A 15,093-nucleotide genomic window follows, 5' to 3' on the forward strand; every position below is an offset into this window, starting at 1 on the left:
GTTATATTTCATAAGATAACCAATAGTTATTCATAAGAAAGAAGGTGTTTTTATTGTATAAAATGAATCAAAATGAAACTCCACTGTTTAATGCTTTAATGGAATATGTAAATAGGGATACCTTACCATTTCATGTGCCTGGCCATAAGAAAGGTATTGGAATTGATTCGGAATTCAAAGAATTTATTGGAGATAATCCATTTAAAATAGATGTTACAGTATTTAAATTAGTAGATAGTTTACATCATCCTAATGGTCCAATTAAAAAAGCTCAAGAATTAGCTGCCGATGCTTATGGCTCTAAAGCTTCGTTTTTCTCTATACATGGAACTTCAGGAGCTATACAAGCAATGATTTTATCTGTAGTTAAAGATGGTGATAAAATAATAGTTCCTAGGAATGTGCATAAATCAGTTACATCAGGCATTATTTTAAGTGGCGCTATCCCAATTTTTGTAGAACCTGAAATTGACAAGAAACTTGGAATAGCTCATGGAGTAACACCTGAAACTATTGAAAGAACCTTAAAAGAAAATCCTGATGCTAAGGCTGTGCTTATTATTAATCCTACTTATTATGGTGTAGCTACAGATATTAAGAAAATTGCAGATATTGTTCATAGCTATGATATACCTTTAATAGTAGATGAAGCTCACGGTCCACATTTAGCTTTTTCAGATAAATTACCAATTTCAGCTATAGAAGCTGGAGCTGATATTTGCGCTCAAAGTACACATAAAATTATAGGCTCTTTAACTCAAGGTTCTTTATTACATATTAATAGTAAATATGTTGATCCTAAAAAACTACAGCAAATCTTAAACTTATTACAAACTACTTCGCCTTCATATATTTTAATGGCGTCATTAGATTGTGCAAGAAGACAAATTGCTCTAGAAGGTAAAGAGTTACTTGATAAAGCTATAGAGCTATGCAAATATACAAGAAATGAAATAAATAAAATCCCTGGTTTTTACTGCTTTGGTGAAGAAGTTTTAGGTAAACCCGGATCATATGCTTTTGATCCTACAAAATTAACTATTTCTTCTAGAGATTTAGGTATTACAGGATTTGAATTAGATACAATATTAGCAGATAAGTATCATATCCAAATGGAGCTTTCAGACTTCTATAACGTTTTAGCAGTGGGTTCCTTTGGAGATACTAAGGAAGGAATGGATAAACTTATTAATGCTTTAAAAGAAATATCTGATGAGTATTATGGTAAGAGAGAACCTATCCAAGATTTCTTAGATATACCTACTATTCCTAAGAAGATTTTAAATCCAAGAGAAGCTTTTTATAGTAATAAAGTTTCAGTTCCTCTTAAAGAAAGCATAGGTAAAATATCAGGTGAGTTTTTACTAGCTTATCCACCAGGAATACCAGTTTTATGCCCTGGCGAAGAAATAACTAAAGAAGTTATAGAATATGTTAATGATTTAAAAAGAGCAAATTTATATGTTCAAGGAACAGAAGACTCGACAGTTGAACACATAAAAATTGTGTCAAAATAAAAATTGTGCTGAAGCACATTTTTTAAATGAATAATGAAAAATTAAGAATGAAGAATAAAGGTTGTAATTCTTTCAGAATTACTGAAATTAATAAATAAACACCTCTGCAAAAGCAGAGGTATTTTAGAAATTTTTTCAAAAACTCTTGAAGAGTTTTATCCTTAATTTTTCATTCTTCACTTTTAATTTCCCATTAAAAAAGCTGCCTTAAGGCAGCTTTTTATAGTCCTAAGTATTCTTCTAGTGTTAAGTCACTATCTTTAAAATTCTCACTATGTTCTACTCCAACATATCTAAAATGCCATGATTCATGCATATACCCAGTTTTCCACTCTTTCCCTTCAGGGTATCTTAGTATAAATCCATATTTATAAGCATTTTCTTTAAGCCATTTAGCTTCATCTGTATACTTAAAATCCTCCATTGCCCATAAGGATCTATCTGCTCCACCAATATCAAAGGCAAGCCCTGTTTGATGCTCGCTAAAACCTGCTCTCGCTGAGAATGTATCAGTTGGATCTTGTCCATAATTAGCTACGTAATTGTTGTATAGTCTATTTTGAGTCCAGTAATTTCTATAAGTAGAAAAAGCATTTAAGTAAATTCCTTCTTTAGATGCATCTACCTTCATATTTTCAAAAGCTTGTCTAGCTTCCTCACTTTCACCAGGTGCATAAGTATCAGGAAGACCATATTCTTTATTTACAATTAATATCCCTTTTACAACCTTAGGTTCTCTTGTACTTGGATCTTCATTTGAAGCTTCATCATATATTTCTTTTATTCTTCTTGTATTAGCTTCTTTTTTAATATCTTGAACATAGATTTCTAACTCCTTAAGTTTTTCCCTAGCATCTATATAGTTCTTTTCCTTAAATAAGTCATTATAACTATTAGTTATTTCATTTACTTTTCTTATTTCTTCATCATTAAATCCTTTTAGATCCTCTGAATTAATTTTATTGAAATACACTTCTAAGTCTCTTTCGTTTTCTGCGCTTATTTCATTTATTTTTGCATATAAGTTAGATATCTCACTTTTCAATTCTTCAGTTATATTATCATTAAGCTTACTTTGTATATTAGCTATAGATTTTTTTATAGAATTAATCTTATCTTCATCACCATATAAATTATCAATACTTTTTTTAATTTCTTTAAATTCCTGAATACTTTCTAATTCAGAGTTAAATCTTTCACTTGCAACAACCTGACTTTTATTAAGTTTAATATGTTTAAATTTAATTGGTCCGTAGATAACTACTCCAAGTATTACAATAAATAATACTAACTTTTTTGTTCTATTCTTTAGTGCTTGCTTCTTGCTTATATGTCTCTTATTCAAAATAATCACCTTATAAATTTATTTTATCTTTCTTCTAATAATATTTTTAAATCTTCTCTTAACTTTCTATTTAAAGAATACTCACTTAAATAATATAATTTACTATTTATATCATCATCATTCTTATCAAGAGTATAATAAGTTATTGCCATATTTATGGCTAATTCATCGCTGACCTTTCTTATTTCTAATATACTTTCTTCATCTTCATCTATTGTCATTATCTCACTTAAATCAATTGAAGTTTTACCCATAGCTATTAATTTTAAGAACTTTAAATGACCTTGAGTAAATCTTTCTGCTGCATTAATTAAATGAATTAACGTTCTATATGCATACTCAATTTCTCCTGACTTAACAAAACTTCTATAAAAATGTTGTATTATCCCTATAACTTGATTATTATTTTTTATTTGAGCCATAAATCCCAAAATGATTATTTTATTTTCATCGTTAAAAGTAATTAAATTATTAGTAATCCAATTTACTATTTCTTCCGTTTTAACTCCCTCACTAGCTAGTTTACATAAAAGGTTTGTAGCCTTTAAATTAAGCTTTGCATTCTTTTGAGAGACTCTTTCTAATAAGGAAACAGCATTTCCTTTAAAACTATAAATTATCATAAGAACACTGTTTTCTACAGCTACTTTCCATTCTTCTTCATCAGAGTATTTATTTTCATACTCCACTGGCATATGTATATTACTATTTAAAAACTTAGGTAGTTCGCTTAAATTATTTTTACCAATTCTTATTGCTGAATCTCTTGCAACAGACTTTACTTTATCAAAATCATCATAAATATCTATAACTTTTAAGATTTCATTCACAATTAAATTATCTATGTCTTCCTTGCTAGGTTCATCACTTTCCTCTTTATAAGCTTCTCCTATTTTTTCTATTTCTAATTCTTCAATTTCTTTTTCTTCTATTTCCTTATCAATATCTTCTAATTCTTCTATATCAGAAACTATTTCTTCATTTTTTATATCTTCAATATAATTTTCCCTTTTATCATCTTCGAAAAAATTATAATCATCTTCATTTTGATAATTTCCATTTTTAAATCTTTTAAAAAAACTAAAAATCCCCATTGCTAATTCCTCCCAGGTCCGTATCTCCTATTACTTCAATTCCATTTTCCTCTAAAATCATTGCAGTTAAACCCTTAGCTAAAATTTTCTTAGAAGAAAAGGTTCCGTCATAAACATATTTTACTCCACAGGAAGGACTCCCCTCTTTCAAAATTGCTTTCTTTATATTATATAAATTTGCAATTTTTAAAGTTTCTTGTGCTCCCTTTAAAAATTCATATGTTACATCTTTATTATCTTTTGTTATAATTTTGCTTTTATTATCTTCCTTTAATATTCCTTTTGATGAACCTATTATCTCAGCTGGTACTCTAGGAGTAGTTAATCCACCTAGTTGCTCAGGACATACCAATATAGCTTTACCTTCTTTAACTAACTCTAAACATTTAGTATTTAAGTTATTTTCACCATTATATTTACAATTAACTCCACATAAGCAACTACTTATAAGATACATAAGAACACCTCTTTTCTATAACAATTATATCACAAAAAAAAATCCAAGGCGACTTTACATATATTAAAAATTTCTTTCAATTTTACTTATCTTCACATTAAAACTATCCTAAAAGGGCTGTTACACAAACAGCCCTTTTAAAAGTTTAAAATTAAAAACAAATAATTATTCTCTTTATATACTGATACAGCGCCTTTTAGGGTTATCTAATCAACCCTAAAAGAATTTTTACAATTAATATTACTTTAATATAGCTATAGTAACTCCATCTCCACCTTCACCATACTCTCCAAGTCTATAACTTTTTACATGAGGATGTCTTTTTAGCATATCTGTAATAGCCTTTCTTAAAACCCCTGTACCTTTTCCATGAACTATAGTGACTTCTCCAAGATTAGCAAGATAAGCTTCATCTAAATATTTATCAGTTTTATAACAAGCTTCTTCTGCATCCATACCTCTTAAGTCTACTCTACTTTCAACTGCTTTTAAGTTAAGTTTAAGTTCTCTTTTTTTCTTTTCTTTTTTATTGCTAGCGCTTTTAACTAGTCTTAAATCCTTAAGCTTAACATTAATCTTCATTATTCCAGCTTCTACTTGTACTTCACCCTTATTATCAGGCATTGTTATTATTATTACATTTTGATTTAATGAAGGTAAGTAAGCATCCATTCCTAGAGTTACTTTAGTTATAGCTTCTCCTTGATTTTCTTTTTCCTTATATAAATCTGATTCCTTCTTTTCTAAGCTATCCTTAAGTTTCTTTCTTTCTTCCTCTAGTCTTGCTCTTCCTCCTTGAGCTATACCAAGCTTTTCAAGTTCTCTCATAGCCTTAAGGATTTCATCAGCTTCATCCTTAGCCTTAGAGATTATATCCTTAGCTTCTCTTCTAGCTTCACTGTAGGCTTTATCTCTTACTTCATCTAGCTTCTTTAATTTCTCCTCATATTTCTTTTTAACTTCTTCAGCATCAATTTTTAATTTCTTAGCTTCCCTAGCATCCCTATTAGCTAATATACTTTTCTCTTGTAAATCCCTAATTAAATCTTCAAACTTTAGATTTTCAGAAGAAATATTATTTTTAGCTTTATTTATTACCTCTTCTTTAAGTCCTAATCTTTTAGAAATTTCAAAAGCATTAGATTTACCTGGAACCCCAATTAGTAATCTATAAGTAGGTCTTAATGTCTCAACATCAAATTCTACTGAAGCATTTTCTATACCTTCAGTTCTTAATGCATAACCTTTTAATTCACTATAGTGAGTAGTTGCTATTAATTTAGCTTTTCTTTCTCTTAATGAATCAAGTATTGCTATAGCTAGGGCTGCACCTTCTACTGGATCCGTTCCTGAACCTATTTCATCAAATAATACTAAGGATGAATCTGAGGCATTTTCCATTATTCTAACTATATTAGTCATATGAGATGAAAAAGTTGAAAGTGATTGCTCAATACTTTGTTCATCACCTATGTCCGCAAAAATCTCTTTAAAGAACCCTATGCTTGAAGCATCTTTTGCTGGTATAAGTATCCCACTTAAAGCCATTAGATGTATTAATCCTACAGTCTTTAAAGTAACTGTTTTACCACCTGTATTAGGCCCTGTAATCATAAGTGTATTAAATTCCTTACCTAAATAAACATCAGAAGGAACTACAACCTTTGGATCAATAAGTGGATGTCTTCCTTGGATAATATCAAAACTTCTATCATCACTAACAGTAGGACATATTCCATTTATACTTGAACTATATTTAGCTTTAGCAAATATAAAATCTAGTTCTGTTAGTATCTTATAGTTACTTTCAATAGTATCTATTTCCTCATATACCTTATTGGATAATTCCATTAATATTCTCTCGATTTCAGCTTTTTCCTTAAGCTTCAATTCTTTAATTTCATTATTTAAGTTAACAAGGCTCATAGGTTCTATAAATAAGGTTGCTCCTGTTGAACTTTGATCATGAACAAGACCTGGAACTTGACCCTTATATTCTGCTTTTACAGGCAATACATATCTATCACCTCTCATTGTATATAATGAGTCTTGAAGATATTTTGAATTTGACCTAACTATAGAATTAATCTTATCCCTTACAGAAGAGTTCTTTTCTTTTAAATTTCTTCTAATTGAACTTAAAGTAGAGCTAGCTCTATCACTTATTTCTTCTTCAGATACTATTGATATTTCAATAGTATCTTCAAGTTTCTTTAAAGGCGTAAGAATATCTATTAAATCCTCTAATAATTCATGAGGCTTTTCATCATCTCTTCTATTTATATAATCTTTAAACCTTCTTGAAGCCTTAAGCATTCCACCTACTCTAAGTATTTGACTTATTGAAAGCATACCACCTTTTTTAGCTCTTTCAATACCTTCCTTTACATCAAAGAATCCCTCAAAAGGTGGATTACTTTTAGTAATTAATAAATCTAAAGCTTCTTCAGTTTCTTTTAACTTCTTTTCTACTTCAAAAATAGTATCATATGGCGTTAAAGCAAATACAAGTTCCTTGGCACTACTCGTAATTGCATATTCACTAACTTTTTCTATTATTTTATTAAACTCTAATACTTTAAGACTTCTATCTTCCATCTTGTCTCCTTTACTCTATCCCTCTTCTATAATGCCCTTTAGTATATTCACTATTATTTATCTCTATTTCTTTATTAATCATTTTTATTACTTTTTTAACTTCTAAGTAGCTTTCATCTCTAAATTCTACTCTAAATGAATTTACACCAAGGCCTTTTAAATCATCCATTTCATCTATAAGATTTAATGGATATGGATTTATAATATAACTTCTACAGAAAATATCAGTCATAACTCTGAATTTTTCCTTCATTCTATCTACTAAAGTAAAACTATCCCTAGTACAAGCTAAGTTACAATCCTTATTAGAGGATTTTTCTCCAAAGGTACTACCTATTGGACAATATTCACTTATCATTAATTCTGTTTTTCCATAAATTAATCCTTGGACATTGCTTTTATTTCCTTTAAGTAAAGCCTTAATTTCCTTTCTATTAAGCTCCAAACTTAAAGTTGGAATATCAATTTCCCTTTGATAAAACTTAAGAGCTTCTGAATTAATAATATTTAATTTATAATCACCAATAATAAATAATTCTTTTTGATATCTTCTAATAATACCTGCATTAACAGTAATTAACCCTTTAATACTACCTTTTAATTTTTCAATAATATTAATAACTTTATCATATTCACTTTTTATTATATTAGGTAGTTTTAAATAAAAGTTTATATTATTATTTTTACTTGCTTCATCTATTAAATCTTGCATTTTAACAGCATTTCTATCTCTATTAAATATATCAACTGCTATATTATTTATGCCTTCCTCAATTAATGCTTTTAATTGATCTTTAGTAATGCATTGATATAACATATCTATATTATTTTTACTTTTAATATCTTGTGATTCTATTTTATTTTTATTAGGTCTTTTTCTTCTATAAGATTTTGTTATAGATTTTTGCAGACCTTCTAAAGCTTCTCTTCTTAAGTTATTTAAATCACTAATTCTAATAAATCCATCTTCAAAATCAATAAATTCAACCTCATCTATTTTAAAAGCTAAATCTTGTGATTTTAATAGACCTTCTATTACTCTTTCCTCTGTAAGTGGTTTCTTTTCAGCCTTTTCGACTATTTCACCTTTAAATACATAATCATTGTCATTATAATTTATATGTAATTCTAAAGCTTCTCCCACTTTAAATTTAACTTTAGCATTGACTAATATTTTTTTATTATAAGGTTTTAAAGAATCCTCAAGTGAAGAGAATAACTTCTTATCTAAGGACTTAAATATCTCATCTGATACCTTGTAATTAGTAGGAAATATTTTTACCTTATCGCCTCTTTTTGCTTCCTTAACTTCTTTTCCTTTTAATAAAATCTTATTAATTGTAAAGCCAGTCTCCTTAACTCTATATCCATCACCTAAAGCAATATCTTCTTTTAAGATTATCTCTCCATCTTTTAAAATATTCCCTAAAGGTACTCCTGTATTTCTTGGATGATTAAAACTCATCATATCCTTACCTAAATTCTTTTTTAGATAAGCTGTTGAAAATCCACCTCTATTAAATAATTGTAATAACTCTCTTTTACCAGAGCTAACATTATAATCAGTTTTGTAAAGCTCCTTTTCCACTGCTTTTTTATAGTTATCTACTACACCTGCTACATATTCAGGTCTCTTCATTCTACCTTCTATTTTTAATGAATATGTACCAGAATCTATAATATCTTTTATATTTTCAATAGTACAAGTGTCCTTAGGACTTAAAAGATATGCCTTTTTCTCACCAGAATTATTTCCCTTTAATGTATATTCCATTCTACAAGGTTGTGCACATCTACCTCTATTTCCACTTCTACCACCTATCATAGAACTCATAAGACATTGACCTGAATAAGAAATACATAATGCTCCGTGAACAAATATTTCTGTTTCTATTCCTAAGTCTTTTGATATATATTTTATTTCCTCAAGTGAAAGCTCTCTAGATAATACTATTCTATGGAAACCTTTTTCCTTAAAGAATAGTGCTCCTTCTCCATTATGAATAGTCATTTGAGTAGACGCATGAATTTCAAAATCAGGATACTCTTCTCTTACTCTTTTAAATAATCCTAAATCCTGAAGAATTATTGCATCTGCTCCTACCTCATATAAAAATCCAACATATCTAACTGCTTCTTCAATTTCATTTTCCTTTAATATAGTATTTAATGTTACATAAACCTTAACACCATAGCTATGGGCATAATCAATAGCCTTAATCATATTATCATTATCAAAGTTTGATGCATATGCTCTAGCAGAAAACTTACTTCCTCCTAAATAAACTGCATCTGCTCCTTTATTAATTGAAGCTATAAGACTTTCCATGCTCCCAGCTGGAGCTAAAATTTCTATCTTTTCCATAAATACTTCTCCTAAACTTTTGTTTATTATCTATAATTAATATATTTCTTCTAATCTCTATTTTAGTAAGGCATTACCCTTTCTTTTTTCACTTGCTAAATCTACTTGCGAATCTATTAACTTCTTTTCTAAATCTAGAACCTTATATCTATAATTTTGAAGCTGGAATTTAGTTTCTTTATTCCTTACCTTTAATGCTTCATTTTCATCTTTGCATTTTTTATATGATTCTTCAAGTAATCTACATTCCTCATTTAACTTATTAAACTTCTCACTATACTCTTTATCTTTCTTTTCTAAAATTTCATTAGCCTTCTTTAAAATCTCTACTTCATTAAAGTAATTTTCAAGTTCTTCCCTAAGAGTTAAGTTTTCTGATTTTAATACTTCTGCCATCCTAGATAACTCGTTATTACTTTCATATTCTTCCCTAACTTCATTTATTCTTTCCTTTAAAGTTGCATTTCTCTCTTCTAAAGATGAATTTTTCTTTATTAAGTTTTCTATCTCAATATCTGCCTTATATAGCTCGTCTGCTATATTAATAGCTACTAAAGTTGCACCTGCAGTTGAACTAAGCTTTCTATTTTTAGTCATAATATCCTTTACTTTTTCATCTACATACCTTGCAACCTCTAATAAATACTCCTCTGATTCTCTACCTCTTAAATTATAATCCATACCATTTATATTAATAGTTACTACACTCATAACACACCTCATTAACATAATATTATCCTAACTTAATTTTAACATAAAAATACTTCAGAATGTATATAAATTGCTATCTCTATAAAAGAAAAAGATGGGATTTATAAATAATTATCTTAAAAAATAAATATTTATAAGTCTCCATCTTTAAATTAACTATATTTCTTTTTTTCCTATAGCATACGCTACTCCAAAACCTGCTAAGCAACATAAAATCGATACTATTCCCATAAGTCCAATTGTAATTCCAGGGAATATAACAAATATTGATCCTACAACTAATCCAAAAATTATACAATAAGCAGTTTGTGGATACCTATCAAATAACTTTTCAATTATTTTAGTCATTGATAAAAATCCTAATATTACTCCAACTCCTACTATACCCATGTTGAAAATATCAAAATTTTTAACAATTTCTATAATTGGCTCATATAAACCAATAAGTAATAACATAAAAGAACCACTAATACCTGGAAGTATCATAGTTGCAGCAGCTATAAATCCTGCAACAAAGAATCCTAAAGTATTAGGTTTAAAAATAGTACTTAAAAATGCCGCATCTGGATTTACTTTTTCTAAAACTCCAAGACCTGCAACTATAAGGAATCCAATTACAAGGCCAATCCAATTTCCAGTACTTACTTTCTTTTCTGTAGCTTTTTTAAATAGTAAAGGACCTGTACCTAATATAAGCCCTATAAAAAAGAAATTAGTTTGCTCATTAAAATTCTTTAATAAGTAATCTATTAAATTAGTAAATAACAGAATACCTACTACTGCACCAATTCCTAAAGTTCCAAGAAACATTATATTCTTCTTTATGTCTTTAAAAAATCCATTAACTGAAGAAATAATCTTATCGTATATCCCCATAACTACAGCCATGGTTCCACCACTTACCCCAGGAATAACATTAGAAACCCCAATTACTACTCCCTTAAGTATATTAATTATATAATTCATCCCTATCTCCTTAAAAATTAAAAATAATCTATTACTGCTATACACAACATAAGACTAATGAAAAATGTAGAATGAAAGAATGAAAAATTACTTGCTTCATTTTTTCATTCTTTCATTCCTTAATTCTTCATTATCTAAGAGTTGCTCCTAGTTTGTGTTCAAGACTTCTTAAAATCTTATCGTGAACTTTATTTACATCATTATCTGTAAGAGTTTTCTTTTCATCTCTATATGCTATTGCATAAGCAATACTCTTCTTACCTTCTGGTATTTGAGCGCCCTTATAAATATCAAATAATTGAACTTTCTCAACTAAAGCGCTACCTGCTCTTTTAATAGTTTCTTCTATTTCTTGAACTAATACTTCATCATCAACAAGTAATGCAATATCTCTAGTTACTGCTGGGAACTTAGGTAATGCCTTATACTTCTTATTAGTCTTAGAATATTCAAATAAAATATCTAAGTTAAGTTCTGCTAAATAACATCCTGTTTCTACACCATAGTTTTCTGAAACATCAGGGTGTACTTCTCCTAAAACTCCAGCCTTTTTATTACCTATCATAATAGCTGCAGTTTTTCCCGGATGGTATGATGGATTATCGCTTTCACGAGCAAACATAACTCTACTTAAACCTAAAACTTCTAGAGCATTTTCTACTACTCCCTTTAAATCTAGGTAATCACAATTACCATACATACCTATAGTTAAGATATTATTCTCAGTAGGAATAGCTGTTTCATCTTCTTTAGGAATATATACCTTTCCTATTTCAAATAATCTAGCATACTCGTTGTTTCTTGAGTAGTTTCTTCCTAAACATTCCATCATTGAATGAATAGTAGTAGTTCTCATAACTGAATAATCTTCACCTAAAGGATTTTTAATCTTAATTACATTTCTTAATTCACTATCTTCAGGAACATTGATTTTATCAAATACCTTTGGTGATACAAATGAATAACTTATTGATTGATTTAATCCACTAGATACCATAGTGCTAACCATTAAATCTCTTAAAACTTCATTTTTATACTTAGGCTCTCTACCTGTAGAAGCACTATATATTGTTGTTGGTATTTTATCATATCCATAAATTCTTGCAACTTCTTCAGCTATATCTTCCTTAATTGCGATATCTACTCTGAAAGTAGGTATTTTAATATCTAAATTATCGCCATTAATTTCAGTTTTTAACTCTAGAGAATCAAGATATTTTTTCATATCTTCTTTAGATATATCGGTTCCTAAGAATTTATTAATCCACTTAGAATCTACAGTTATATTTCCTTCTTCTTTTTTAGAATTATATATATCTACAGTTCCTTCCATAACTTCACCGCAGCCAAGCTCACATACTAAAGCGCAAGCTCTATTTATAGCTAATTCTGCAAGATTTGGATCTATATCTTTTTCAAATCTTGATGAACTTTCACTTCTTAAGTTAAGCTTCTTAGAATTCACTCTAATATTAGTTCCATCAAAATTTGCAGCTTCAAATATAACTGCTGTAGTATCATCTTGAATTTCTGAGTTTAATCCTCCCATAATTCCAGCTAAGCCTATAGATGTTTCATTATCTTTTATACATAAGAAGTTTGAATCTAAAGTTCTTTCTATACCATCTAAAGTAACGAATTTCTCTTCATCCTTAGCTCTATCTACTACTATTTTACCACTCTTTATTTCTCTTGCATCAAAGGCATGCATTGGTTCACCTATTTCAAGCATTACAAAGTTAGTTATATCAACTATATTATTAATAGGTCTAACCCCTGCTTCTAATAGTCTTTCTTGCATCCAGCTTGGTGAAGGCATAACTTTAACATTTTTAACTCCTCTTGCCATATATCTTCTACATAAAGAGTCCTTAATTTCAACTTTTAATATATCATTAATATTTTCATTGCACTTTACTTCATAATTAAAGTTTGGCATTCTATAAGTAGTTCCAAGTGTTGCTGCTGTTTCTCTAGCCATACCTACCATACTTAAGCAATCAGGTCTATTAGATGTAATATCAAAGTCTAAAATTGATTTATTTAAATTTAAATATTCCTTTATATCCATTCCTAAAGGTGCATCTGTAGGAAGTATCATTAATCCATGAACTGGTTCATCACCAGCAATTCCAAGTTCTTCTTCAGAACAGAACATACCGTTAGAAACTACTCCTCTAAGTTTACCTTTCTTTATTTCACTTCCATCAGCTAATATTGATTTATGAAGAGCTACAGGTACTACATCTTGTTCTTTCATATTAGTTGCTGCAGTTACTATTTGAATATTTTCTTCTGCTCCAATATTCACTTGACAAACCTTAAGTTTATCAGCATCAGGATGAGCTGTTATTTCAACTATCTTTCCTGTTACTACATTCTTAATTACATCACCTTGAGTAATAACTTCTTCTAATGCAGAACCAGATAAAGTTAATCTATCTCCAAGGTCTTTTGCATCTATATTTATATCAACATAATCTTTTAGCCAATTAAATGGTACTTTCATATCTTTTTCCTCCTCTTAATTAAAATTGATTTAGGAATCTCATATCACTTTCGTATAATAATCTGATATCATCTATTCCATATTTAAGCATAACCATTCTGTCTACACCGAAACCAAAGGCAAATCCACTATATACTTCTGGATCAATGCCACAATTTCTTAAAACTTGAGGATGAACCATACCACAACCTAAAAGTTCGATCCAACCGCTTCCCTTACATACTTTACATCCTTTACCTTCACAAACGAAACAAGTAGCATCCATTTCAGCTGAAGGTTCAGTAAATGGGAAATGATGTGGTCTAAACTTAGTTTTAACCTTGTCTCCAAACATTTTCTTTGCAAATAATTCTAAAGTTCCCTTAAGATCTGCAAAAGTAACTCCTTTATCTATAACTAATCCTTCCATTTGATAGAATATAGGCGAGTGAGTTGCATCTACTGCATCTGATCTATAAACCTTTCCAGGTCCTATCATCTTTATAGGAGGAGCTTGATTTTCCATAACTCTAATTTGCACTGGAGAAGTTTGAGTTCTTAATACTAAGTTATCATTTATATAAAAAGTATCTTGCTCACTTCTTGCTGGATGGTTTTTAGGTATATTTAAGGCTTCAAAGTTATAATAGTCTAATTCTACTTCTGGTCCCTCTTCAATAGTGAATCCCATAGAGATAAATATATCCTTCATACTTTCTAAAGTTAAATCTAAAGGATGTCTCTTACCTACTATATTCTTCTTACCTGGCATAGAGATATCTATAACTTCTGAAGCTAGTTTTTCATTTTTTTCTTTTTCCTTAATTGATACAGCAATTTCTTCTATTCTTGCTTCTACTTCGCTTTTAACTTCATTAACAAGCTTACCTACTATAGGTCTTTCTTCTTTAGATAGACCTCCCATACTTCTTAGGATAGTAGTTAATTCACCTTTTTTTCCTAAATACTTTACTCTAATTTCTTCTAACTTTGCACTATTATTAGCATTTGTTAATTCATTAAATGCATTTTCTTTAATAGAATTTAGCTTTTCTTGCATATTTCTTCCTCCTTTTTAATAATACAAATTCATGGTGCTGTTTGTGCGACAGCTCCATTTTTTCTGATACATATTTTATTCCATAGGTTAAATCTTTAACTTTATAAAAAATATAAGTTATCTATAAATGATTTAATAATACAATTTCCTATAAAATAAAAAAACTCCGTCCCCCTACAAAGGGACGAAGTACCGCGTTACCACCCTAATTGATTATATCACATAATCCAATCTTAATTTAAATAACGGTAATACCGCTAGAAACTACTATAATTTCACTTCTAGGACTCCTGAGGGAACTTCAATATAAATTTCTATAAAATAGCTTTCAGTCTATGGCTATTTCTCCCTGAAAAGTCCTTTATATCTACTTTCTCATTCACAGTCTTTAGTTATTCAATTTACAATTAATTATACAAATAAACTTAATTAATTTCAATATATAAGTTGTAATAAAGTTTACTTTTAATTAAATTATACATAATATTAATT

9 protein-coding genes, 1 pseudogene and 1 other annotated feature are annotated in these 15,093 nt (G+C 28.9%); of the genes and pseudogenes, 1 reads left to right on the forward strand and 9 read right to left on the reverse strand.

Annotated features, from left to right (window positions below; translation table 11 throughout):
• Positions 1 to 53 precede the first annotated feature (53 nt).
• Positions 54 to 1,517: an aminotransferase class I/II-fold pyridoxal phosphate-dependent enzyme gene (locus E6248_RS05890; RefSeq protein WP_316339891.1), complete on the forward strand. Its 1,464-nt coding sequence runs from the start codon at positions 54 to 56 to the stop codon at positions 1,515 to 1,517.
• Positions 1,518 to 1,737: 220 nt separating this feature from the next.
• On the opposite strand, the gene E6248_RS05895 is transcribed toward E6248_RS05890, so the two are convergent.
• From E6248_RS05895 to pheS, 9 genes and pseudogenes are all read right to left on the reverse strand, one after another.
• The gene (locus tag E6248_RS05895) at positions 1,738 to 2,871 is read right to left on the reverse strand and encodes a D-alanyl-D-alanine carboxypeptidase family protein (RefSeq protein ID WP_396335134.1); all 1,134 of its coding nucleotides are present in this window, start codon (positions 2,869 to 2,871) and stop codon (positions 1,738 to 1,740) included.
• Between the two features lie 14 nt (positions 2,872 to 2,885).
• On the reverse strand, positions 2,886 to 3,956 hold the full coding sequence (locus E6248_RS05900) for a hypothetical protein (protein ID WP_316339893.1): 1,071 nt from the start codon (positions 3,954 to 3,956) through the stop codon (positions 2,886 to 2,888).
• Between the two features lie 13 nt (positions 3,957 to 3,969).
• Positions 3,970 to 4,413, reverse strand: a pseudogene (locus tag E6248_RS05905) (DUF523 domain-containing protein); the annotation flags it as partial.
• 240 nt (positions 4,414 to 4,653) lie between these two features.
• The gene (locus E6248_RS05910; protein WP_316339895.1) at positions 4,654 to 7,011 is read right to left on the reverse strand and encodes an endonuclease MutS2; all 2,358 of its coding nucleotides are present in this window, start codon (positions 7,009 to 7,011) and stop codon (positions 4,654 to 4,656) included.
• 10 nt (positions 7,012 to 7,021) lie between these two features.
• The gene (locus tag E6248_RS05915) at positions 7,022 to 9,376 is read right to left on the reverse strand and encodes a DUF3656 domain-containing protein (RefSeq protein ID WP_316339896.1); all 2,355 of its coding nucleotides are present in this window, start codon (positions 9,374 to 9,376) and stop codon (positions 7,022 to 7,024) included.
• A 57-nt stretch (positions 9,377 to 9,433) separates the two neighbouring features.
• Entirely contained in the window at positions 9,434 to 10,087 is a 654-nt protein-coding gene (gene zapA, locus E6248_RS05920; protein ID WP_316339897.1) for a cell division protein ZapA, read from the reverse strand.
• A gap of 156 nt (positions 10,088 to 10,243) precedes the next feature.
• Entirely contained in the window at positions 10,244 to 11,053 is an 810-nt protein-coding gene (locus E6248_RS05925; protein WP_316339898.1) for an undecaprenyl phosphate translocase family protein, read from the reverse strand.
• Between the two features lie 130 nt (positions 11,054 to 11,183).
• The gene (gene pheT, locus E6248_RS05930; protein ID WP_316339899.1) at positions 11,184 to 13,562 is read right to left on the reverse strand and encodes a phenylalanine--tRNA ligase subunit beta; all 2,379 of its coding nucleotides are present in this window, start codon (positions 13,560 to 13,562) and stop codon (positions 11,184 to 11,186) included.
• Positions 13,563 to 13,581: 19 nt separating this feature from the next.
• On the reverse strand, positions 13,582 to 14,601 hold the full coding sequence (gene pheS / locus E6248_RS05935; protein ID WP_316339900.1) for a phenylalanine--tRNA ligase subunit alpha: 1,020 nt from the start codon (positions 14,599 to 14,601) through the stop codon (positions 13,582 to 13,584).
• A gap of 177 nt (positions 14,602 to 14,778) precedes the next feature.
• Positions 14,779 to 14,993: a binding site (T-box leader), on the reverse strand.
• Positions 14,994 to 15,093: the final 100 nt, after the last annotated feature.

This window comes from Clostridium sp., assembly GCF_032552055.1.
In the GTDB taxonomy this organism is placed as follows: domain Bacteria; phylum Bacillota; class Clostridia; order Clostridiales; family Clostridiaceae; genus Clostridium.